Annotated in this window: 27 protein-coding genes; 10 read left to right on the forward strand and 17 right to left on the reverse strand. The window is 61.2% G+C overall.

Features of this window, described 5'->3' with window-relative positions; translation table 11 throughout:
• Positions 1-61: 61 nt before the first annotated feature.
• A complete protein-coding gene (locus NKJ06_RS04595; protein WP_352627610.1) occupies positions 62-1,312 on the reverse strand; it encodes an MFS transporter in 1,251 nt (416 codons plus the stop codon).
• A gap of 150 nt (positions 1,313-1,462) precedes the next feature.
• Here NKJ06_RS04595 and NKJ06_RS04600 point away from each other — a divergent pair, with 150 nt between their 5' ends.
• Positions 1,463-2,347, forward strand: coding sequence for an AraC family transcriptional regulator (locus tag NKJ06_RS04600; RefSeq protein ID WP_352627611.1), 885 nt, complete (start codon positions 1,463-1,465; stop codon positions 2,345-2,347).
• A 15-nt stretch (positions 2,348-2,362) separates the two neighbouring features.
• Here the strand turns inward: NKJ06_RS04600 and NKJ06_RS04605 are convergent, their stop codons facing one another.
• The 8 genes from NKJ06_RS04605 to NKJ06_RS04640 form a co-directional block, all read right to left on the reverse strand.
• Positions 2,363-3,298, reverse strand: coding sequence for a ribose-phosphate pyrophosphokinase (locus tag NKJ06_RS04605; RefSeq protein WP_013530002.1), 936 nt, complete (start codon positions 3,296-3,298; stop codon positions 2,363-2,365).
• Between the two features lie 236 nt (positions 3,299-3,534).
• On the reverse strand, positions 3,535-4,170 hold the full coding sequence (locus tag NKJ06_RS04610) for a hypothetical protein (RefSeq protein WP_352627612.1): 636 nt from the start codon (positions 4,168-4,170) through the stop codon (positions 3,535-3,537).
• 43 nt (positions 4,171-4,213) lie between these two features.
• On the reverse strand, positions 4,214-5,365 hold the full coding sequence (locus tag NKJ06_RS04615; protein ID WP_292184807.1) for a M24 family metallopeptidase: 1,152 nt from the start codon (positions 5,363-5,365) through the stop codon (positions 4,214-4,216).
• Positions 5,365-6,159: a peptidoglycan editing factor PgeF gene (gene pgeF / locus NKJ06_RS04620; RefSeq protein WP_352809252.1), complete on the reverse strand. Its 795-nt coding sequence runs from the start codon at positions 6,157-6,159 to the stop codon at positions 5,365-5,367. The genes NKJ06_RS04615 and pgeF overlap by 1 nt, the downstream gene beginning before the upstream one ends.
• Positions 6,160-6,285: 126 nt before the next feature.
• Positions 6,286-7,374 carry a class I SAM-dependent methyltransferase gene (locus NKJ06_RS04625; protein WP_352809254.1) on the reverse strand — a complete coding sequence of 363 codons (1,089 nt, stop codon included), beginning with the start codon at positions 7,372-7,374 and terminating at the stop codon, positions 6,286-6,288.
• Positions 7,371-8,225 carry a prolipoprotein diacylglyceryl transferase gene (gene lgt, locus NKJ06_RS04630; protein ID WP_352809255.1) on the reverse strand — a complete coding sequence of 285 codons (855 nt, stop codon included), beginning with the start codon at positions 8,223-8,225 and terminating at the stop codon, positions 7,371-7,373. Before lgt ends, NKJ06_RS04625 begins: the two co-directional genes overlap by 4 nt.
• An 82-nt stretch (positions 8,226-8,307) precedes the next feature.
• Complete coding sequence (locus NKJ06_RS04635) at positions 8,308-8,610, reverse strand: type II toxin-antitoxin system RelE/ParE family toxin (RefSeq protein WP_352809257.1); 303 nt, start codon at positions 8,608-8,610, stop codon at positions 8,308-8,310.
• A complete protein-coding gene (locus NKJ06_RS04640; protein WP_352809258.1) occupies positions 8,607-8,867 on the reverse strand; it encodes a type II toxin-antitoxin system ParD family antitoxin in 261 nt (86 codons plus the stop codon). The genes NKJ06_RS04635 and NKJ06_RS04640 overlap by 4 nt, the downstream gene beginning before the upstream one ends.
• Positions 8,868-9,028: 161 nt before the next feature.
• On the opposite strand from NKJ06_RS04640, the gene NKJ06_RS04645 reads away from it, so the two are divergent.
• The 3 genes from NKJ06_RS04645 (at position 9,029) to NKJ06_RS04655 (ending at position 10,561) form a co-directional block, all read left to right on the forward strand.
• On the forward strand, positions 9,029-9,331 hold the full coding sequence (locus NKJ06_RS04645) for an accessory factor UbiK family protein (protein ID WP_352809260.1): 303 nt from the start codon (positions 9,029-9,031) through the stop codon (positions 9,329-9,331).
• A gap of 344 nt (positions 9,332-9,675) precedes the next feature.
• Entirely contained in the window at positions 9,676-10,176 is a 501-nt protein-coding gene (locus tag NKJ06_RS04650) for a type III secretion system chaperone family protein (RefSeq protein ID WP_269905202.1), read from the forward strand.
• A gap of 25 nt (positions 10,177-10,201) precedes the next feature.
• A complete protein-coding gene (locus NKJ06_RS04655; protein ID WP_352809262.1) occupies positions 10,202-10,561 on the forward strand; it encodes a tRNA-binding protein in 360 nt (119 codons plus the stop codon).
• Here the strand turns inward: NKJ06_RS04655 and NKJ06_RS04660 are convergent.
• From NKJ06_RS04660 to NKJ06_RS04675, 4 genes are all read right to left on the reverse strand, one after another.
• The gene (locus tag NKJ06_RS04660) at positions 10,558-11,580 is read right to left on the reverse strand and encodes a glycosyltransferase family 4 protein (protein ID WP_352809264.1); all 1,023 of its coding nucleotides are present in this window, start codon (positions 11,578-11,580) and stop codon (positions 10,558-10,560) included. The two genes, NKJ06_RS04655 and NKJ06_RS04660, sit on opposite strands and share 4 nt — an antisense overlap.
• Positions 11,581-11,836: 256 nt before the next feature.
• On the reverse strand, positions 11,837-13,252 hold the full coding sequence (locus NKJ06_RS04665) for an ATP-binding protein (RefSeq protein WP_352663986.1): 1,416 nt from the start codon (positions 13,250-13,252) through the stop codon (positions 11,837-11,839).
• Between the two features lie 49 nt (positions 13,253-13,301).
• Positions 13,302-14,021: a response regulator gene (locus NKJ06_RS04670; protein ID WP_013530014.1), complete on the reverse strand. Its 720-nt coding sequence runs from the start codon at positions 14,019-14,021 to the stop codon at positions 13,302-13,304.
• Positions 14,008-14,541, reverse strand: a complete 534-nt coding sequence (locus NKJ06_RS04675) for a MarR family winged helix-turn-helix transcriptional regulator (protein ID WP_352627718.1) — start codon at positions 14,539-14,541, stop codon at positions 14,008-14,010. The genes NKJ06_RS04670 and NKJ06_RS04675 overlap by 14 nt, the downstream gene beginning before the upstream one ends.
• A gap of 248 nt (positions 14,542-14,789) precedes the next feature.
• Between NKJ06_RS04675 and NKJ06_RS04680 the strand changes: the two genes are divergently transcribed.
• The 3 genes from NKJ06_RS04680 (at position 14,790) to NKJ06_RS04690 (ending at position 16,921) form a co-directional block, all read left to right on the forward strand.
• Positions 14,790-15,683, forward strand: a complete 894-nt coding sequence (locus NKJ06_RS04680; RefSeq protein WP_352809267.1) for a branched-chain amino acid aminotransferase — start codon at positions 14,790-14,792, stop codon at positions 15,681-15,683.
• 145 nt (positions 15,684-15,828) lie between these two features.
• The gene (locus tag NKJ06_RS04685; RefSeq protein WP_352809268.1) at positions 15,829-16,146 is read left to right on the forward strand and encodes a hypothetical protein; all 318 of its coding nucleotides are present in this window, start codon (positions 15,829-15,831) and stop codon (positions 16,144-16,146) included.
• 136 nt (positions 16,147-16,282) lie between these two features.
• Positions 16,283-16,921: an MBL fold metallo-hydrolase gene (locus NKJ06_RS04690; protein WP_352809269.1), complete on the forward strand. Its 639-nt coding sequence runs from the start codon at positions 16,283-16,285 to the stop codon at positions 16,919-16,921.
• A gap of 150 nt (positions 16,922-17,071) precedes the next feature.
• Here the strand turns inward: NKJ06_RS04690 and NKJ06_RS04695 are convergent, their stop codons facing one another.
• The 3 genes from NKJ06_RS04695 to NKJ06_RS04705 all read right to left on the reverse strand — a co-directional run bounded on the left by NKJ06_RS04695 (position 17,072) and on the right by NKJ06_RS04705 (position 18,415).
• Positions 17,072-17,494: a BA14K family protein gene (locus NKJ06_RS04695; protein ID WP_352664159.1), complete on the reverse strand. Its 423-nt coding sequence runs from the start codon at positions 17,492-17,494 to the stop codon at positions 17,072-17,074.
• A gap of 179 nt (positions 17,495-17,673) precedes the next feature.
• Positions 17,674-17,886 carry a cold-shock protein gene (locus tag NKJ06_RS04700; RefSeq protein WP_352627624.1) on the reverse strand — a complete coding sequence of 71 codons (213 nt, stop codon included), beginning with the start codon at positions 17,884-17,886 and terminating at the stop codon, positions 17,674-17,676.
• Between the two features lie 316 nt (positions 17,887-18,202).
• Positions 18,203-18,415, reverse strand: a complete 213-nt coding sequence (locus tag NKJ06_RS04705) for a cold-shock protein (RefSeq protein ID WP_006202520.1) — start codon at positions 18,413-18,415, stop codon at positions 18,203-18,205.
• Between the two features lie 502 nt (positions 18,416-18,917).
• On the opposite strand from NKJ06_RS04705, the gene NKJ06_RS04710 reads away from it, so the two are divergent.
• From NKJ06_RS04710 to NKJ06_RS04720, 3 genes are all read left to right on the forward strand, one after another.
• Entirely contained in the window at positions 18,918-19,334 is a 417-nt protein-coding gene (locus NKJ06_RS04710; RefSeq protein WP_352627625.1) for a Kazal-type serine protease inhibitor family protein, read from the forward strand.
• A gap of 229 nt (positions 19,335-19,563) precedes the next feature.
• Positions 19,564-20,646, forward strand: coding sequence for a GmrSD restriction endonuclease domain-containing protein (locus NKJ06_RS04715; RefSeq protein ID WP_352809270.1), 1,083 nt, complete (start codon positions 19,564-19,566; stop codon positions 20,644-20,646).
• Entirely contained in the window at positions 20,643-21,284 is a 642-nt protein-coding gene (locus tag NKJ06_RS04720; protein ID WP_352627627.1) for an MAE_28990/MAE_18760 family HEPN-like nuclease, read from the forward strand. Before NKJ06_RS04715 ends, NKJ06_RS04720 begins: the two co-directional genes overlap by 4 nt.
• Here NKJ06_RS04720 and NKJ06_RS04725 read toward each other — a convergent pair.
• The gene (locus NKJ06_RS04725) at positions 21,277-21,804 is read right to left on the reverse strand and encodes a flavodoxin family protein (RefSeq protein ID WP_352627628.1); all 528 of its coding nucleotides are present in this window, start codon (positions 21,802-21,804) and stop codon (positions 21,277-21,279) included. The two genes, NKJ06_RS04720 and NKJ06_RS04725, sit on opposite strands and share 8 nt — an antisense overlap.
• Between the last annotated feature and the right edge of the window lie 25 nt (positions 21,805-21,829).

Below are 21,829 nucleotides of genomic sequence, written 5' to 3' on the forward strand. Positions count from 1 at the left end.
ATATTTTCGAAGAAAAAAGCCACCCGCCATCGGGCGGGTGGCTTTCTCGCCCGGTTCAGGTCTAGCGGGTTGCAGCGGCCGCCTGAGCCTTCCTGGCTTCCTTCATGTTCGGCAAGAACACCGTCAGCAGCCCAAGCAGCGGCAGATACGAGCAGATCTGGAAGACATAATCGATGCCCTTCATGTCGGCGACGACGCCAAGCACGGCAGCCGCGATGCCGCCCATGCCGAAGGCGAAGCCAAAGAAGATGCCGGCGATCATGCCGACACGTCCCGGCACCAGTTCCTGGGCGAAGACGACGATGTTGGAGAAGGCCGACGATAGGATCAGGCCGATCAGCACCGTCAGCACCATCGTCCATTCCATATTGGCGTAGGGCAGGGCGAGCGTGAAGGGCAGCACGCCGACGATGGAGAACCAGATCATCGCCTTCTGTCCATAGCGGTCGCCGAACGGGCCGCCGAGCAGGATGCCCAGCGCCGAGGCGCCGAGGAACAGGAACAGCATGACCTGCGACATCTGCACCGAAACGCCGAACTTATGGATGGAATAGAAGGTGTAGTAGCTGGCGAGGCTGGCGATGTAGGCGTTCTTGGTCAGCACCAGCAGCGTCAGCACCGCCAGTGCCCACATCACCTTGCGGCGCGGGAAGGGCGAGACGAAGCTCGCCGTCTTGCGGTTGCCCTGTGCGGCGCGCAGCCGGCTGTACCAGCCGCCGACCTGCCACAAAACGATGATGCCGATCAGCGAGCCGACGGCGAACCAGGATATGCTGGTCTGGCCGAAGGGCACGACGATGAAGGCGGCCAGCAGCGGTCCCATGGACTGGCCGAAATTGCCGCCGACCTGGAACAGCGACTGCGCCAGGCCGAAACGGCCGCCGGAGGCGAAGCGGGCGATGCGCGAGGATTCCGGGTGGAAGATCGCCGAACCGATACCGATCAGCGAGGCACCGATCAGGAGCAGCGAATAATGCCCGGCATAGGCGAGCACGACCAGGCCGATCAGCGATGACGCCATGCCGTAGGGCAGCGAATAGGGCATCGGCCGCTTGTCGGTGATCATGCCGATCACCGGCTGCAGCAGCGATGCGGTCACCTGGAAGGTGAAGGTCAGGAGGCCGATCTGCCAGAAGTCGAGGCCGTAGTTCTCTTTCAGCAGGGGATAGATGGCCGATAGCAGCGACTGCATGATGTCGTTGATGCAGTGGCAGAAGCTCACCGCCAGGATGACGGTGAAGGCCGTCGCCTGGGCTGAAGCGTGACTGGCGCTCGCCGGTGGGGCGACGCTGGCGGCTGTCGTATCGGTCAAGGTAGGCTCCGTGGTCTTTTTGGCGGGCACGCCCGCAGGCAGTAGACGGACGCTCCTGCGGCCGCCCTTAAGGACTGTGCCTTATAAGCCGCTTGCCGCACGACTTCTTTCGTGCTTTGGTCCAATAGTTTCGCAAGTGGGCCATACAGGATGCCGCACGGCAAAGAGGTCTTTCACGCTGGCAATGCCAGTCTCGGTCAGTTGCACGAGAGCCGCTGGCAGTGGCTGGAGCAAGTGGCCGGGCCGGCGGTGGCGCTGCCGACCGAATATCCGGACGGTTACCGTGTGCCGCAACACCGCCACAGCCGCAGCCAGCTGCTGCATGCGCTGGTTGGCGTGGTGCTGGTGACGACGCGCTACGGGCGCTGGATGGTGCCGCCCGACCACGCGATGTGGATTCCAGCCGGCACCGAGCATTCCGTCGAGATGCTGGGCGATGTCTCGATGCGTTCGGTCTATGTCATGCCGCAGGCGATCCCCGGGCTGCCCGAAGGCTTGCGCGTCGTCGGCGTCACCGACCTGATGCACAGCCTGATCGTGGAATCGGAAAAGCTGCCACAGGGCGGCGAGCTGGAAGGGCGCGGCGGGTTGATCATGAAACTGCTGCTGCACGAAATCCCGACTCTGCCGGAACGGCCGCTCGGCTTGCCGTTTCCGTCCGATCCCAGGCTGTCGGCGCTATGCCGGCGCTTCGTCGCCGCACCTTCGCCGCACGCGACGATCGACGAGTGGGCTGATGCCGCCGGCATGAGCCGCCGCTCCTTCACCCGCGCCTTCCAGCGCCAGACCGGCCTGTCGCTGTCGACATGGCGCCAGCAAGCCTGCCTGTTCGCGGCGCTGCCGCGGCTGGCCGATGGCGAACCGATCACCAGGGTGGCGCTCGATCTTGGCTATGACAGTGTGCCGGCCTTCATCACCATGTTCAAACGCATGCTGGGCGCGTCGCCGCGTGGCTATATGCGTGGCGCACGCGAAAGCGTCGAAGTCGCTCGCCGCCTGATTGGCCCGGTTCGATTGGAGAGTCCTGCGCCGTAAGGTCAGGTATCGGTCTTAGTCGAAGAGGCTCGACACCGATTCCTCGGTCGCCGTGCGCGAGATGGCTTCGCCCATCAGATCGGCGATCGAGATGACGCGGATGTTGGGAGCGTCGAGCACGCCTTGCGTCGGCTGGATGGAATCGGTGATCACCAGTTCCTGCAATTTCGAGCCGCTGATGCGGGCAACCGCACCGCCCGACAGCACGCCGTGCGTGATATAGGCGGTGACGCTGGTGGCGCCGTTGGCCAGCAGCGCATCGGCGGCGTTGCACAGCGTGCCGCCGGAATCGACGATGTCGTCGATCAGCAGGCAATCCTTGCCGGCGACCGCGCCGATGATGTTCATGACTTCCGATTCACCGGGACGCTCGCGGCGCTTGTCGACGATGGCGAGCTGTGCATCGAAGCGCTTGGCAAGCGCGCGAGCCCGTACCACGCCGCCAATATCGGGCGATACCACCACGACGTTGCCGAGTTGCTTGTATTTTGCCTTCACGTCGCGGGCCATGACCGGCACGGAAAACAAATTGTCGGTCGGGATGTCGAAGAAGCCCTGGATCTGGCCGGCATGCAGGTCGAGCGTCAAGACGCGGTCGACGCCGGCGCGGGTGATCATGTTGGCGACCAGCTTGGCCGAGATCGGAGTGCGGCCGGAGGCGCGGCGATCCTGCCTGGCGTAGCCGAAATACGGGATCACCGCCGTGATGCGCTTGGCCGACGAGCGCATGAAGGCATCGATCATGATGAGCAGTTCCATCAGGTGATCGTTGGTCGGGAACGATGTCGACTGCAGGATGAAGACATCCTCGCCGCGCACATTTTCCTGGATTTCGACGAAGATTTCCTGATCGGCGAAGCGCCTGACAGTGGCCTTGCCCAGCGGGACGTTGAGGTACCGGGCGACCGCTTCGGCCAGCACCCTGTTGGAATTGCCCGCGAAGAGTTTCATGCACCGTTCCTGGTGGAGGATGGAAAGCCCTGACGGACTCGCTTGCGCCCTTTAACCGGGCTTTTAGCGGCCCGCGCCGGTATTGCAAGCGCCGAGATCGGGAATCCGCCGGCTAAACTCAAGAAAGCTCCGCGCCTTCGCCGGCAGGCAACAGGAAGCAGCGGACTTCCGCTGCTCCTCCTCTCGTTTGGGCATCGGATTTTCCCAAGACCGTTTCCACTTTTGGTCCGATGCCCCTAGCCAGCCTTGCCGCCAAGCCAGGCCGCGAATTGGTCGATCGTCTGGTCGGCGATCGCCTGCATGGTGGCCGGTGAGACCGCCTTCCAGCTGTCGCCGCCCCCGCTGCCGCCGGAATTGACCGAAGGCGCCTTCTGTTGGCCGTTGATGCGGTGCAGGCGGTTGCCGGCCGGATCATAAACGTCCCAGACATAGATGACTGTGGTGTCCGCGCCTTCCGACATCGTCGAGAAATAGCCTTTAAGCACATGGGTCGCGGCTGCGTCAGCGCTGCCGGCCAATGTAATGCCGCGCTGCCTGGCGCGGGTCTGCAACTCCGCCGTCAGCGGTGTCGCGGCTTCCACCGACGCGCCGACGATCGGCGCGATCTGCAGGCGGGTCTTCGACAGGATGGCAGCGCTTTGGGCTGATGTGACCGGTGTGGTGGTGGTTGCTGGAGCGCTCGCCGTGCTGGTGGCAGGCGGGGCCGGTGCCGGAACCGCTGTTGCCGCGTTGCCCGGCGTGGCGGGCTGCGTCTGTGCCGATGTCGCCGGCGGGGTGATCGCCGACGGTTCGAGCACGTCCTTTGCGTTGGTGCAGGCGCCAAGAGCCAATGCCACAAGCAATGACACGGTCGTCACATGCGATCGTCTCATTTGCCTTCTAACTCCTTGGAGAAGAACGCCTCCCATTATGGATTCACTGTACGATCAAGTCGAGATCATGGCGGGACAGGGGCTTCGGCTGGGATTCGGTGGTCAGGTAGGTGCGGCCAAGCGTCATTGCCGTCTCGGTGTCGGAATCCATGATGATCATGTGGGCGAACAGCGTCATGTTCGGCGCGATCGGTTCGGGGTTGCCCTGGTAGAACATCGGCATGTCCATCCAGGACGGCGTGAAGCGGGCGCCGACCGAGTAGCCGCAGGCGTTTAGCCGGTGCTTGGTCAGGCCGTGTGCCTCCATGGTGCGGGCATGGGCATCGAACACGTCGCCGAAGCTGTTGCCCGGCGTCATCGCCTTCTCGACGGCCAGAAGAGCAGCGCGGGCCGCGTCGAACAGCTCCTGATGGCGCTTCGAGACCTTGCCGGTCAGCACCGTGCGCATCATCGGCGCATGGTAGTGGTTGAAGACGCCGGCCCATTCGAGCGTCAGCTGGTCGTTCTTGGTGAGCTTGCGGCGGCCGGCCTTGTAGCGGCACAGCAGCGCGTCGACGCCGGAACCGATGATGAACTCGTTGGCCGGATAATCGCCGCCGCCGGCGAAGATCGCGCCCTGCATGGCGGCCAGGATCAGGGCTTCGTCGCCGCCCTGCTTGATCAGCGGCAAGGCCGCATCGAGCGCGTCGTCGGAGAGATTGGCGGCTTTCTCGGCCTTGGCGATCTCGGCCGGGCTCTTGAACAGGCGCAGCCGGCCGACAATGCCGGATGCATCGGCGATCTGGCCGAAGGTCTGCAACTGCTCATCCAAGCGGCGGCCGTTGAAGGCGGTCAGGCCATGAGTGTCGTATTCGACGCCGATGCGGGCGCCGAGCAGGTCGAGCTCGTTGAGCAGGTTGCGCAGGTCGACCGCCGGATTGGCGCCGTTGCGGTCGGTCCACAGAACGATGTTGTCGATGATCGATGTCTGGCGCGCCTGGCGCAGGTCGGCCGAGCGGGTCAGAAGCACCATCGAACCGTCGGCCTTCACCACCAGGCACTGGAAGAAGCAGAAGCCGAACGTGTCGTAGCCGGTCAGCCAGTACATGCTCTCCTGCGCGAACAGCAGGATGGCGTCGAGCTTCTTCTCGGCCATCTCGATCATCAGCCGGTCGCGCCGCGCGTCGAATTCCGATCGTTCAAAATGCAGCGCCATTATTGTCTCTCCAAAACGATTGCCGAAACCTGCCGGCCGTAATCGGGCTCCTTGCGGTGCGTGGTGCGCCGGTAGGAGTAAAACAGATCTTCCTCGGCATAAGTGCAGCGGTCGAGGCCCTCGGCCGTCACGCCGGCCTTGGCCAGCCGGTCGACCGTGTAGCGGTTGAGGTCGAACATCGCATGGCCGGCGTTGGCCGAAGGCGCGAAATAGCTGCTATTTTCGGCGTCGGCCTCGACAAAGCGGGCGACGAATTCCGGCCCGACTTCATAGTTTTGCGGGCCGATCGAGGGGCCGAGCACGGCGACGATGTTGTCGCGACGGGCGCCGAGGCTTTCCATGGCGAGGATGGTGTTTTCGAGCACGCCTGTGAAAGCGCCTTTCCAACCGGCATGTGCGGCGCCGATGACGCGCGCCTGCGCATCCGCGAACAGCACCGGACCGCAATCGGCGGTCGAGGCGCCGATGGCGATGCCCGGCCGGTCGGTGACGATGGCGTCGGCCTTGGGGCGCTCGCCCGCAAAGGGCTCCCGGGCGATGATGACATCGGGCGAATGGATCTGCCAGGCGGTCAACAGATGGGTTGCCGGTACACCCATCCAGGCGGCGACACGGCCGCGGTTCTCGGCCACCAGCGCCTGGTCATCATTCGATCCGGTGCCGATGTTGAGGCCCTGATAGATGCCCCTGGAGACACCGCCGACGCGGGTGAAATAGCCGTGGCGGATGCCTTGCGCCTGTGCCTTGTCCAGCAAGGACGACCGAACGGGATCCGGTTTGGTCTGATTCAGCATGCGGGCGTTGTTGTCCGTGTAGGCGGTTTCGTCAAGAAGAAGGTGCTTCGTTGAGAAGAAGGCGGGGCTGGCGGTCGGGCCACTCTTTTTGCCAGACGGGAGATTGGGAGGGGCGGCGGTGAAAAGTCAATCCGCTGTGGCAAAGGGCCGAACCCCCAAGCCGTGCGGCAGCACCGCAAGTACCTTGAACAGTTCGCCCATGGCTTGCGGGCCGGCGAGGCGCTCGACGGCCTCAGTGATCTTGTCGCGCGCGGCCTGGGAGGCATCGGCGCCGAGCCGGCCGGCGCGCTCGAGGATACCCATGCCAAGCAGGAAATCGCCCTGCGTCGACAGATGGGCGTCAAGGCCGTGCGCGCGCACGGTTGCAGCAAGGGCGGCGAAATCGACATGGGTGGTCAGGTCGGCCTCGCCGGGGTTGGCCAGCACATCTTCGTGATTGTGGCCGCGCAAGGCCTGCAATGTGTCGCCGACACCCGGCTGGAGATGGCCATAGTCGAGGAATAGCCCGGCGCCGCCATGGCGGGATATGCGCTCGGCGAAGGCTGCCATCAGTGCGGTTCGGGCCGGCGCGACTTCGACGATAGCGCCTTGCGGCGCTTCGGCCGCATCGACGGGCAACAAGGTCGGGTCAACCGAGCCGGCACCGGCGAAGAAGCGCAACGCGTTGGTGTCATCGAGGCCGACCATGCGCTCGCGCCAGCCGGCGCCGGCGCGGACGAACTGACGGACGGGCACGGCGTCGAACAGTTCGTTGCCGACGATGAACAGCGGCTGCCGCGGCAAGGTGTCGATGGTTTCGTGCCAGCCAATCGCGAAGGGTGTGACGCCAAGCGTCTGTTGCTGCACCTCGGCCAGACGCGGGCTGGTCTCGATCATGGCGAATGTGGCGCCGTTGGCCAGATCGGGATCAAGTCGCGACAGCGTGCGCAGCATGTCCTTCATCAGCGTGCCGCGTCCAGGGCCGATCTCGGCGATGGTGGCCGGCAGCGGCCGGCCGCTCGCCAGCCAGGCCTGGTATATCCACACAGCGACCAGTTCGCCGAACATCTGGCTGATCTCGGGTGCGGTGACGAAGTCGCCGGCCGCACCAAAGGGCTCGCGCGTCGTATAATAACCGTCCCGCGGGTCGAACAGGCACAGAGCCATGTATTCGTTGACGGGAAGAGGCCCCAGTGCCTCGATCAGGTCGACGATGCGGGTTTTCAGCCGTGTCATGCCGGCTGCGGCTGCGGCACCGGCTTGGCGGTCAGCATCGCCCAGATGCCGGCCAGCACCATCGGCGTCGACAGGATCATGCCCATGGTCAGCCAGTTGGTGCCGAGGAGATAGCCGAGCTGCTGGTCGGGCTCGCGGAAGAACTCGACGAAGATGCGCGACAGGCCATAGCCGCAGATGAAGGCGCCGCCGACGAAGCGCGGCGTTTTCAGCTTGAGGCGCGAATGGGTCAGGATGCGCAGCACGAGGAACAGCACCACGCCCTCGAGTAGCGCCTCGTAGAGCTGGCTCGGGTGGCGGGCAAACGGGCCGCCATTGGGGAATTCGAACGCCCAGGGCACGTCGGTTGGCCGGCCCCACAGCTCGGAATTGATGAAGTTGGCGACGCGCACCAGGCCAAGGCCGACCGGCACGCCGGCGGCCACGACGTCAAACAGCGACCATGTGCGGATGCCGCGCTTTACGGAAAACAGCGTCATGGCGAGGATGACGCCAAGCAAGCCGCCATGGAACGACATGCCGCCTTGCCAGACCGCAAAGATGTCGAGCGGGTGCGCAATGTAGCGCGCCAAATCGTAGAACAGCACATAGCCGGTGCGGCCGCCGAGCACGACACCGATGGCCGCCCAGACGATGAAATCGTCGAGGTCCTCCGGTTTCATCGGCAGGACGCCGTTCGGCCATAGCTTGGCATTGGCGGCAAGCCGCTTGGCATACCACCAGGCAAACAGGATGCCGACGATGTAACCGACGCCGTACCAATGCACCGCCAGCGGCCCGATCTGGATGAGGATCGGGTTGATGTTGGGGAAGGGCAGGGAGGCCAGCGGCAGCAGGAAATATTCGTTCAACTGGGAACTCTTGGTTGCGAAACGCGTTTGCGCGCGGACCATGCGGCAGGGTTTTGGCAGGGTCAAGGCAAGGTGGTCGTCGTCAACTGTCAGGGAACAGGATCGGTCCAAGGTCCATCGCGCCGTGCAGGATGTGCAGGATCTCTATGGTTTCTGTGCCAACGCGATAGAAAATCAGATAGTTGCCGTGGACGCGTCGCCGAATGCCTGAGGATCGATGTCGCTCGAAGAGTGAATACCGTTCAGGCATGGCACGCAACTCGACACAATCGTGGCGCAATTCCTGGATGAATGTCGCAGCACGAAACGGGCTCTCCAGTGCGATATGGTCGCCAATGGCTTCAAGGTCTGCCTCCGCCTGATTGGTGAAGACCAGCCGCTTCACTTGCTCTTCTCTGCCATCGCTCTGTATTTGGCCTCCAGCCGGTCAAACACCTCGTCTGCGGGCTTCACCCTCCCGGCATCAGCATCCGAAATGCCTTTGGCGAGAGCGGCATCGAGAGCGGCAAGGCGCTTCTCCCGCTCTTCGACAAGGCGCACGCCTTCGCGCAGCACTTCGCTCTTCGAATTATAGCGACCGGTGCTGACAAGCTGGTTGACGATGTCTTCGAGACGGGTGCCTAAGTCTGCGCTAATGGCCATGTCGGTGCTCCTGCGAACTGCTCCAAATAATAATAGTTATTGACCGGATTTGCCAGTGTTTGGATAAAGGGTGGATCCGACGTGATGCCGCAGCAGGCTCCAACGTTCTTGCATTCCGCGCGCAGCGCCACTACGTCAATTTAAGCAAGCGAGGATTTGCCATGTCGACCGGACCGAACCGCATTCTCGATGAATTCGCCAAGCTGATGACCGACGCCGCCGGGGCCGCCCAGGGCGTGCGCCGTGAGGTGGAGACCGCCTTCAAGGGGCAGGCCGAGCGCATTCTCAACACCATGGATGTGGTGCAGCGCGAAGAGTTCGAAGCCGCACGCGAGATGGCCGCCAAGGCTCGGGAAGAAAACACCCGCCTTGTCGCCCGCATCGAGGTGCTCGAGGCGAAGCTCGCCGAACTGGGCGGTGACGCCGCACCGGCGGCGGCGGCCAAGCCCCGCGCAAAAAAATAATCGTTAAACTTTTCCACATAGCCCGATCCTGAAAAGCGCTTTGCCGTGAATCGCTTAACGGCATTGCATGAATCTTTGTGACAGCGGCTTTCCACATGCGAATGACGCAGTGCGAAAAATTGGGCTGTTCACGCGACTCCCGATCAATAGACTGAATTTGTTGCATGATTCGGAGCAGGGTCATGCGGCCGGGCGGTGGGGTCCGGTCTGGGGTCTTTGTGTCGAGAAGTGCTCTTTGCGCGAAGAAAGTCCTGACCGTCCGAGTTCTAGATCAGATTGTTCGTTGTGTGTGCCCTCCCGCGGAGCGTGTGGCGGCGCTCGTACAGAACGACAGGAAGCATTCCATGGAACTTCTCGAACTCGAATTGTCCCGCGAAATCCATCCGGTGGATGTTATCGAGCAGGTGGCCCACAACAACGACTGGTCCTTCGAGCGGGCTGGCGACGACGAGATTTCGATCTCGGTTGCCGGCAGCTGGACCGACTATCACGTCTCCTTCTCGTGGATGGAGGATTTCGAGGCGCTGCACCTGGCCTGCGCCTTCGACATCAAGGTGCCGGAGACCCGCGCGCTGGAAGTGATGCGGCTGCTGTCGCTGATCAACGAACAGATGCTGTTTGGCCATTTCGACCTCTGGGAGCAGGAGGGCGCGATCATGTTCCGCCAGTCGCTGCTGCTGGCCGGGGGGGTCGAACCGTCGAGCCAGCAGGTTGAAGTCTTGCTGTCGTCGGCGCTGGAAGCTTGCGAATGCTATTTCCAGGCCTTCCAATTCGTCGTCTGGTCCGGAACCTCGGCCAAGGACGCGCTGGCCGGCGTGCTGTTCGAGACCTACGGCAACGCCTGAACCACAGTAGGCAGACAAGACAGAGATGAGTTCGAGCAGCGCGCTTATGCCCGAGATCAGTTTTGCCGATTTCGATCGTGTCGACATCCGCGCCGGCACGATCGTCGAAGCCGAACCGTTTCCGGAGGCGCGCAAGCCAGCATTCAAGCTGAAGATCGATTTCGGCGCCGGCATCGGCATCAAGAAATCGTCGGCGCAGATCACCAAATATTATACGCCCGAAACGCTGATCGGCCGGCAAGTGTTCGCGGTGGTCAATTTCCCGCCGCGCCAGATCGGCCCGTTCATGTCGGAAGTGCTGACGCTCGGCTTTCCCGACGAAGAGGGCGCCGTCGTGCTTGGCGCTATCGAGCGCAGGGTGCCGGACGGCGGCAGGTTATTTTAGGCCACCAGCTTCCGCGTCGTTCCCAGTGCTTCCTCGACCGTGTCGAGAAACATTTCAGCGCAGGCTTTCCAGCTATAGCGCATGGCGCGTTCGCGCGCCTCGGCGCGGTCGACGTTGAGCGCGGCGAGCGCTGCCTCGCGCAGGTCGTTCGAAACCGCGCCGCCAAAACCGTCGCCGACGATGTCGATCGGTCCAGTCACCGGATAGGCAGCGACCGGCGTGCCGCTGGCAAGCGCCTCGATGATGACGTTGCCGAACGTGTCGGTGCGGCTGGGGAAGACGAAGACGTCGGCGGAGGCATAGATCTCGGCCAGTTCGTCATTGGGGCGATGGCCTAGGAAATGCGCCTGCGTGTACTTCGCCTTCAGCCGGGCAAGCTCGGGGCCTTCGCCGACGATCACCTTGCTGCCGGGCAAGTCGAGGTCGAGGAAGGCGCTCAGGTTCTTTTCGATGGCGACGCGGCCGACGCAGAGGAAGACCGGCCCGGGGAAGCCGAGATCCTTCTTCTTGTCCGGCCGGAAATGATCGGTGTCGACGCCGCGCGTCCATGGCCTGAGCTTGGTGAAGCCGCGCGCCGAAAGGTCGTCGGCGAGCGACTGGGTGGCGACCAGCGTGCCCTGGCCGGAATTGTGGAAATCGCGCAGCCAGCGATAGGCCCAGCTCTCCGGCACCGGCAGGCGGGCGCTGAGATATTCGGGAAAGCGCGTGTGATAGCTGGTGGTGAACGGCCGGCCGGCATTGCGGCAATAGCGCCGCGCCATGATGCCGAGCGGACCCTCGGTGACGATGTGGATATGGTCGGCCTTGCCGGCTTCGATCAAGCGCGCGACATGGCCGGGCGTGGTCAGCGCCAGCCTTATGTCGGGGTAGGTCGGCAAGGGCAAGGTGTGAAAGATGTTGGGTGTCAGGAAATCCACGGCGACATCGAAGGATTTCAGCGTTTCGGTGAGCCGCTCCAGCGTGTGGACGACGCCATTGACCTGCGGGCGCCAGGCGTCGGTGACCATCAATATGCGCATGGCGGCCCTTTGCAGGAAAGGTCGACGGTTGCCTTGAGACGATGCCGGAACGGCGACCAACTGGCTACCCTCACTTCGCTCCAGCGCACCCGGGCGGGTACGGGGTCGAAGTGAGGCGGCAAGGCCGAATCAATCGAGGTCGCGCGCTTCATTCGCGCTCTTGACCATGGTTTCATGACGGGCGGATGAAGCCCGTGTTTTAGTGGAGCAAGATCTTGTCCGAAAACCGGTTTCCACTTTTCGGGATCATGCTCCGCTATGCTGGAACCTTGATGACGGCGCGCAGGCCGCCGAGCGGGCTGTCGTCCAGGGTGATATCGCCGCCATGGCTGCGGGCGATGTCGCGGGCAATCGACAGGCCGAGCCCGGTGCCGCTGGCGTCGAGGTTGCGCGCCTCGTCGAGCCGCACGAAGGGCTTGAACACGTCTTCGCGCCTGTCGGCCGGAATGCCCGGGCCGTCATCGTCAATGGTGACCAGTAGCGAGCCGCGGCCATGGGTGGCGTTGACCTCCACTGTCTTGGCATAGCGGAAGGCGTTGCCGATGACGTTGGACATCAGCCGGGCGAAGGCGTTCGGCCGCACATGCACATCGGGATCGCCGGCAAGCGTCGTCGACAGCTTGCGCTTGCGCAGCCTGGCTTCCTCGTCGAGTTTCTGGAAATAGGCCTCGAGATCGAACCGTCCGGCATCTTCCGAAGCCTCGCCGCGGGCAAAGGAGAGATAGCCTTCGAGCATCGACTGCATGTCGTCGATATCCTGGTCGAGCGCCGCCTTGGTCTCGGCCTTGCCGCCTGCCAGCGCCAGCTGCAGCTTGAAGCGGGTGAGGATGGTTCTGAGATCATGGCTGACGCCGGTCAGCATGGCGGTGCGTTGCTCGATCTGGCGTTCGATGCGCTCGCGCATCTGCATGAAGGCAAAGCCGGCGCGGCGAACCTCCTCGGCGCCGCGCGGCCGGAAATCGCGCGGCATCGGCCGGCCCTTGCCGAAGCTTTCGGCGGCTTCGGCAAGCGTCAGGATCGGGCGGATCTGATTGCGCAGGAAGGGAATGGCGATCATCAGCAGCACCAGCGAAGTGCCGACCATCCAGATCAGGAAGATGTGGGTGTTCGAGGCATAGGCCTGGCTGCGGCGCACGAAGACGCGCAGCACCCTGTTCTCGAGCTGGACGCGCACCTCGACGATGTTGGAATTGCCGACCGTGTCGATCCAGAACGGGCGGTTGATCTGGCGGGTGATTTCGGACGACAGAACATCGTCGAGGATCGAGAAGAAGGGTTTGGGTCCCGGCGGCGGCAAGGGGTCGGGCGGCAGCAGGTCGACCTTTAGCTGCATGCGGTCCTGGGCGATGCGGATGATGTTGGTGTAGTCCGCGTCGTGCGGATAGGTCTCGATCAGGTCGATGATGGCGGCGATGTCGCGCACGGTGGCCTGCGACAGGCGCTGCGTCACGGTTGCCCAATGGCGCTCCATGAAGACGAAGGCGACGACCGATTGCAGCAGGATCATCGGCGCGATGACGATGATCAGCGAGCGGGCATAGAGCCGCTTGGGCATATATAGCGACACAAGGCGCCAGAACCGGTTCCAGGCGCGCGGCACCGCCTTCAGCGTCCGCGTCGCGCGTGCGCTCAAGCCGCCATTGCCCGGCTGTTCCAGTTCCGTGGTTGCCATCCGCTCTTTTCGCTTGCCCGCAGCCGTTCAGCCGGCCGCAGGCGGCATTCTATTCCACGCTGAGCCGATACCCAATACCGCGCACGGTTTGCAGCCAGACCGGATTGGACGGATCGCGCTCGATCTTGCGGCGCAGGCGGTTGATCTGGACGTCGATGGTGCGCTCGCCGACTTCCGAATCGTCGCCAACAAGCTCGTGGCGGGGTATCGTCTCGCCTGCTCGCGCGGCGAAGATCGCCAGGATCTCCTGCTCGCGATCGGTCAGCTTCAGCGCCTCGCCGCCACGCTTCAATTCGCGCCTGGCGATCTGGAAGGTGTAGGGGCCGAAAACCAGCTGCTCGACCTTCGGCGTGGTCGCCGGGCCACCGCGGCGCAGGATGTTGTTGATGCGCAGGATCAGCTCGCGCGGATCGAAAGGTTTTGGCAGGTAGTCGTCGGCGCCGGCCTCCAGCCCACTGATGCGGCTATCGGTTTCCGACAGCGCTGTCAGCATCAGGATCGGCACGTTCTTTTCGGCGCGCAGCGACTTTGTCAGGTCGACGCCCGTCTCACCGGGCATCATGACGTCGAGCACCAGAAGGTCGAAGTCGAGGCCGGCGAGCTTGCGCCTGGCTTCGCCGGCATTGCCGGCGACGGTGACGCGAAAGCCGTTTTCGGTCAGATACTGCTTGAGAAGATTGCGGATGCGGGTGTCGTCGTCGACGACAAGCAAATGCGGCGCGTCGTCGTCCGGTGCGGCCGCGTGATCGACCCGTTCAGTGCTCTCCATGGTTTTTCCCTGACATTTTTGCGGACCCCACGTCGATCTGCGCCCTCAGTTCCGGATCGACCATCGCTTCGAGGAACCGTTCCACCAAGGTCCGTTCGGTTATTCCGGAATCTCCCAATGCAGCATGGATGCGGCGCGACTGTGGCCGTGCCAGCGCCAGCGCCAGCGCACGGCCCTTGGCCGTCGGATAAAGCTCGCGTTGGCGGCGGTCGCGCGGACCTTGCAACTGCACGACATGGTCGGTGTCGATCAACTGCTTGAGCACGCGGGCCAGGCTCTGCTTGGTGATCTTCAGCACGTCGAGCAGTTCGGCGACCGTCAGGCCCGGCCTGCGGTTGACGAAATGCAGCACCCGGTGGTGGGCGCGGCCGAAGCCGTAATCGGCCAGGATCTGATCCGGATCGGAGGTGAAGTCACGATAGGCGAAGAAGAGCAGTTCGATGATGGCGAAGTCGATGCCGTCCTCGTCCGTGATCGCGGTCCTGATCGGTTTCCCGGCTGCGTGGCTTCGATCCGTCATCATTTCTCCGTGGGGAAGAGAGATTATGTCAGTACTATTGACGTAATTTCCCTGCAATGGTAATTTTTGACAAGCTTTTGGGCGGATTGCGAACGAAAAGGCAAGGCAAGCCGGTTTTTCCGGAACTTCCTGAGTTTGCCAGAGCGCAATTATCCGCTTACGCTCCAGCACAATGGCCGCTTTGCGCGACCGACACGAAACACACAACGATACAACACTATGCGGGCTGCCGCCCGCGGGAGGTTACCATGGCATCCGTTCCCTTCGATCAACTGGATGGCTTCATCTGGATGAACGGCGAATTCGTCCAATGGGGTGAGGCCAAGGTCCATGTGCTGACCCATGGCTTGCATTACGCCAGCGCCGTCTTCGAGGGCGAGCGCGCCTATGGCGGCGAGATCTTCAAGCTCAACGAACACACCGAGCGCCTGCACGAATCGGCGCGCCTGCTCGGCTTCAAGATTCCTTATTCGGTGGCCGAGCTCAACGACGCCTCCACCACGCTTCTGAAGAAGCAGGATTTCCAGGATGCCTATGTCCGGCCGATCGCCTGGCGCGGCAGCGAACAGATGGGCGTTTCGGCGCAGAACAACCGCATCAACTGCGCCATCGCCATCTGGCAGTGGCCGAGCTATTTCGATCCGGCGCAGAAGCTGAAAGGCATCCGTCTCGACGTGGCGGAATGGCGCCGGCCGGACCCGCGCACCGCACCATCCAAATCGAAGGCCGCCGGCCTCTACATGATCTGCACCATGTCCAAGCATGCCGCCGAGGCCAAGGGCTATGCCGACGCCATGATGCTCGACTGGCGTGGCCAGGTCGCGGAAGCGACCGGCGCCAACATCTTCTTCGTCAAGGACGGCAAGATCCACACGCCCAAGCCGGATTGCTTCCTCGACGGCATCACCCGGCGCACGGTCATTGGGCTGGCCAAGGATCGCGGTCTGGAGGTGATCGAACGCGCCATCCTGCCGGAAGAACTGGAGGGCTTCGAGCAATGCTTCCTGACCGGCACCGCGGCGGAAGTAACGCCGGTTTCGGAGATCGGACCTTACCGATTCGAGGTCGGTGAAATCGCCAAAAACCTTATGAACGACTATTCTGCCGCCGTTCAACCCAAGCACGCGATCGCCGCAGAATAACGATAGTCACAGCTTTTTTAGCAAGCAGGGGCGGTTTTGGGACCGCCCCTTTTATTTAAGCATTCTTGCATTTGACTTTCGTCCAATTCGGCGTCTCATGATGCTGTCGGCCCGGGAGGCTGGCAGCTATGGAGGGACTAATCATATGGACATGAACACGCTTCTTCCGATCATCATACAGGTGATTACAGGTATCATCGGTGGTCAGGCGGTCGGTGCGGCGCTCAAGACAGCGGCGATGGGTCAGCTTCCCAAAATCCTGGGCGGAGCCATTGGCGGCGTCGGCGGTGCGGCGCTCCTCGGCAGCCTGCTCGGCGGCGGTGCGGTCGATCCGGCCGCGGCTGCGGCGGCAACGAGCGGTCTCGGCAGCGCGCTGAACCTGCAGAACATCGTCGGCGGTGCCGGCGGCGGCGCGATCCTGACCGGCATTCTCGGTGCGGTCATGGGCGCCATGAAGAAGTAAGCGGCCATTCGTCTTTTCAAATGGGCGGCTTCGGCCGCCCATTTCCGTTTTAGGGCTACTGACTGTTCGTCTTTCGAAGGGTGGACGCCCTTCACTGGCATCTCTACATCACCGCTGGCATAGCGAAAGGACGATCATGGGTCAGCTCAATGCCGGCATCGTGCCGGTCACACCGTTCCAGCAGAATTGCACCATCCTGTTCGACATGGACGACAAGCATGGTGTCGTCGTCGATCCGGGCGGTGATATCGACAAGGTGCTGGCGGCGCTGAAGGACAATGCGATATCAGCCGGTGCGATCTGGATAACGCATGGCCATATCGACCACGCCGGCGGCGCCATGGAACTGAAGGAAGCGCTCGGAGTCGAGATCATCGGCCCGCACGAGGCCGACAAGTCGCTGCTCGACAATCTTGAAAACCAGGGCAGGCGCTATGGCATCGCGGGCGCGCGCAACTGCGTGCCCGACCGGTTCCTGACCGAAGGCGAGACCGTCTCGTTCGGTTCGCATGTGTTCGAGGTGTTGCACTGCCCCGGCCACGCCCCCGGCCATGTCGTCTACTACAACCGCGCGGCCAAGTTCGCCCATGTCGGCGACGTGCTGTTTCGCGGTTCGGTCGGCCGCACCGACCTGCCGGGCGGTGACCATGCGGCGCTGATCGCCTCGATCAAGGACAAGCTCCTGGCGCTCGGCGACGATATCGGCTTCATCTGCGGCCATGGTCCCGGCGGCCGCTTCGGCGAGGAGAGGCGTACCAATCCGTTCCTGGTCTAGGCTGTGCTGATATTCAGCTGAGGCTGGCCTGATCTGAATCTCAACGCACCCTGGCGCCCTTTGGCGATCCGATCGAAATAGGGGCTCAATAACAAAAAGCGCCGGCCTCGCGGTCAGCGCTTTTTGCTTGGGGCAGGGAAGCCCTTGGTCTTAGTTCGCCGTGCAGAAATGCTGCTCGCCGTCATTACCGGTGAACGTGCCGGTGCGGGAATTGAAGGTGCGGTAGCGGTCCGAGCAGTATTCGTACCAGTCACGCGTCCACGGCTCGGCATAACGATCGGCGTAGACAACCCTCGGCTCCGCATAGTAGCGGCGGACCGGGGCCGGGCGCACCACGACGTCACGATCGTAGTAACCGTCGTCGTAGTAGCGGTCAGCGTCGGGTGGCGGCCGGTCATTGGCCAATGCACCACCGATCAGCGCGCCGGCCGCGAGGCCGAGCACGCCGGCGGCAATGGCATCGCCGTTGCCGTGATGACGGTGCCAGTCACGTGCGTTGGCGGCGGGCAAGGCCGAAAGCGTGGTGGCGACCACGGCAGCGGACAGGACGGCAGTCTTGAAAATTCGGTTCATCTTGGTCTCCTTCGTACCGGCCCGTGCAGTTTCGGGGATGCGGTGCGGCTTTACCAAAGACTAATATGCAACCGTGGCTGAACGGGGGCTGAACGGATTTCGACGTGTTGATTCAAAAACAGGCGTCAAGGATCACACGCTCTCAAGAGGGCGAAACTGCTTGCCGTCGCCGAGCCGGCTCAGCCGACCGACAGGTTGACGGCCTTCGGACCCTTGCCACGCTTGTCCGGCTCGGTGTCGAATGACACTTTCTGCCCATCCTCGAGACCGGAAAGACCTGACGCCTGCACGGCTGAAATATGGACGAAAACATCCTTCGCGCCATCATCGGGCGTGATGAAGCCGAAGCCCTTGGCATGGTTGAAGAATTTGACGGTGCCGGTCTGCGGCATGGGAAGCTCCTTTGTCCCATAAACTCCAGTCTCGGGCCGGCAAATGCCCGAGTGGAAATTTGTCCTTTATTTTAGCGTCATCGGCAAGAGAAAGTTTTGCGGGCAGCCATAGGGCGTCACGGCGCGCCTCAGAGTCCTTGTTTTCATGCATATCGTTCTCCGAACCAGCCATTTTTGGGCGATATGCATTGGTGTGCGTCTTCGGCACGAAAAAGGCGCGACGAAGATCGCCGCGCCTTTCAAAATTCAGATCCCTCTCCAAGCCAGGTTCAGGCATTGGAGCCTTCGTCGCGCGTCCGAGGGACGTCCCGATGGCTCAGGCAGCGCGGAGGTTGACGGCCTTCGGGCCCTTGCCCATGCGGTCCGGCTCGACGTCGAAGGTAACCTTCTGGCCGTCGACGAGCGTGCGCAGGCCGGAGGCCTCGATCGCGGAAATATGGACGAACACATCCTTGGCGCCGCCATCGGGCGTGATGAAACCGAAGCCTTTGGTCGCGTTGAAGAATTTAACGGTGCCGGTCTGGGCCATTGGGGAAACTCCTTCACCCGTTCAGTCTTTGGTGGTCCTGCCCGCCGCCTGGCGCAAAGGGCAGTTCCCGGTGGTTGCTTCGGCAGTCATGCATTGGCGCATGGTCAAACCCCCCGCCGAAAACGGGGCCGTCAGAGATTCACAGTATCGGGGAAAGGTCGTCCAAAACGTTCCGCTCTCCGGGTCGCAAATGCCCGAACACGGAATTTATCGCACGGAAACGTGATGGTTGCAAGATAGCGCCGCGGGCCGCCGCATTGGCGCATCCCGACGCATGGATCGACTGACCTGAACATCGATCGGCTCGGCATAGGCTTGCTTGCCGGCGGGGTCATCGGCCAGAGCCGGGCCACGAATGGGCCAGATGTCGAGGTGGCCGAGGAGGCTGTCGCCAACCACGGCCCAGGCGCCGTTTCCGGCTGAAAGGGCTGCAAACGGGGGTTGCAATTGGCAAGGGAATGGCGAGGATCGGCAACCGGGGACGCGATCGTGGGAGATCATCATGAAATTTCTGGCGGCAATCTTTTCGCGGCAGGGTTTTGTCATCCTGTTGCTGTCGGCAATTCTTGCCGCCTGCACGGTCGTGGTCGATGACGGACCGGGGCCGCGCCCGCCACGGCCCGAACCGCAATATTGCAGCAAGCAGTACGAGCCGGTCTGTGCCCGCCGCGGCGGCGACCGCCAGACCTTCGCCAATGCCTGCCTTGCCGACCGGGCCGGCTATCGCATCGTGCGCGACGGTCCGTGCCGCGACGGTGGCGGCGGTGGCGGTGGCGGTGGTGGCGGCGAAGAGCAGACGTTCTGCACCCGCGAATATGCGCCGGTGTGCGCGCGCCGGCACGGCGAGACGCGTACCTTCCCCAATTCCTGCGAAGCCCGCGCCGCGGACTATCGCGTCGTTGAAGACGGGCCGTGCTGAGGTTCTCATTTCCCTATCCGGTGGGAGAATTGGCGTAAGGCAAACGCCGAGGCAGATAGGTATTATGTGGCCTCTTGCTGATGAGCCATTGATCTGGGAATATCGGAAAACGGACTGACTTGGTTGCCGAAAGCAAAGCCCAATCCAATTGCTATTTTTGGGCACCCTCTATGGTGAAAATCTCTGTGGACCCTTCTGACGAATTTTTAGCTTTGATAGAGAGAAGAGCATGCCTTTAGCAGAAGAAATATCCTCGGCGCGAAAACTTATCTATCGTGACGGATATGATATGTCGTTTGGTGAGATATCGACATTGTATGAGAAGGATGAGCTGGTAATTAATCCTGAGTATCAGCGACTCTTCCGTTGGGAAGAAACGCAAAAAACGAGATTTATAGAATCTCTTCTTTTGAATATCCCAATCCCGCCGATATTTGTTTTCACGCGGCCTAATGGTAAGTGGGAACTTGTTGATGGGTTGCAGCGGGTCTCCACGCTTCTTCAATTCCTTGGTATTTTGCGGGAGGAGGCCTCTTTTGTGTGCGATGGAACTAATCTCCTGCCCTCGTTAACTGGAGTTAGATGGCCGACAAAAGAAGAGCAAGATATCGATGGCGCCAATCTGCCGGTAGATGTGTTGTCGCCAGCGCATCAACTTACGATTAAGAGGTCGAGAGTCCGTGTAGAAATACTTGGGCCTGAAACGGACGCAACAGTTAAGTTTGAGCTGTTTCAAAGGCTGAATACGGGCGGCTCAAATCTATCTGAGCAGGAAATTAGGAATTGTATAATTTTCTCTCTACGTCCTGAGCTTTTGATATCTCTGCGCAACTTGTCACAGGATGACAATTTTACGGAGATGGTTCCGGTTGGTGGGGTTAGGGAGTCTCGACAGTATCTTACGGAGCTTGTTCTTAGGATACTTGTCTATAGGAATTTTCCATACAACAGTAGGCTTGACGTTCACGAATATCTTGACAAGAGCTCCATTGCAATTTGTGAAAATTCTGCCTTTGATATAGATGCAGAGCTGAACGTTATTCGTGGAGCATTTGATATAATTTGGCAAGCTAAGGAATCTGAAGCTTTTGAAAAGAATAATAGGTTCTCTTTGGCATACTACGAGTTTATATGCTTGGGTGTTTCAAAATATATTGATCGGGGTGGCGACGATGTGGATTTTGTTCGGCAGAGGATAGATGATATTCCAAATCACCCTCAAATTGAGCAAAATACTGGTGCGGGTGTTCGAGGTACCCAGCGTCTGAGCAATCTAATTTTCGCTTCGGCGGAACAATTCTTTCAGCAATGAAAGTCCGTAGCATCTATCATTTTTCTGAGTTGATGGATAATGAATTTTCTTGGAGAATTAAAGAGATATCGATTTTTAAGAGACTTGTTCTATCTGGCCATGAAGAACATAGGAAATGCCTTCGGCGGGCGGCGATCCCTATCATTTATTGTCACTGGGAAGGGTTTGTAAAAACGGTTGCCGACCATTATGGAAGTTTCGTTTCCGACCAAGTCGCAAAGATGTCGGATTTGAAGAGCTGCTTTATGGGCCCGATGCTTAAGGCGAAATTTGACGACATTGTTGGGTCGAAGAGATCATTCAAACTTTGGCACGAAGGCTCAGAGTTGGTGAAAAAACTTGCTGATGAGAAGCCTAAAATTTCTCTATTTGGTCGTCTCTCACACGTCGGAAATCTTAACTATGACGTTTTCTCTGAGATCGCCTATGTCTGCGGACTCGACATGACGTACTACGAGACCAAAAAGAATTTTATCGATGAAATTATAGTCGCGAAGAGAAATAAGGTCGCCCATGGAGAATTCCTTCAATCGGATGAGGCGGAGATCGTGGAAGCCATTGATCTTGTGATTGAGATAATGCGTACGCTAAAAACTGATTTGGAGAATGGAGCTGTGTTAAAATCTTATCTCAACTAGATGATGAGCTCGTGTTCCCTACCCCGACATAGGCCTTGCCCTTCAGCAGGGCGGCCAGATGGGCGGCATTTGACGCGGCCATCTCGATCATGACGGCGACCTTCTTCGGGGTCTTCGGCAAGTCGACATAGTTGACGTCGCCCATCGCCTCGCCAACCCAGTAGACGCCGCCATTGGCCGGAATGGTGAAGCTGACATCGTTGAGCGCCTCGAAGCATTCGGCGTGGCAATGATGGGCGCCATCTTCGTTGCCGACGATCGCCACCAGCGCCACCTTGCCGGCGGCCGGCATACGGCCCTTGCCGTCGGTTTCCTCGAGAAAGGCGTCCATGCGCTCCATGACGCGCTTGGCGACACTCGATGGCTGGCCCATCCAGATCGGCAGGCCGAGGATGAAGATGTCGGCGGTGACGATCTTCTCGCACAGCTCCGGCCAGTCGTCGCCCTTACCCATGTCGGAGAAAACGCCGAGCCTGATGTTATGATCGTGGGCCCGGTTGCGCGGGAGGATTGCGTCCAACCGTTTGGGGAGAACTCTGTGGAAG

The sequence above is a fragment of the Mesorhizobium sp. M0293 genome, assembly GCF_040321735.1.
Taxonomy (GTDB): Bacteria; Pseudomonadota; Alphaproteobacteria; order Rhizobiales; family Rhizobiaceae; genus Mesorhizobium.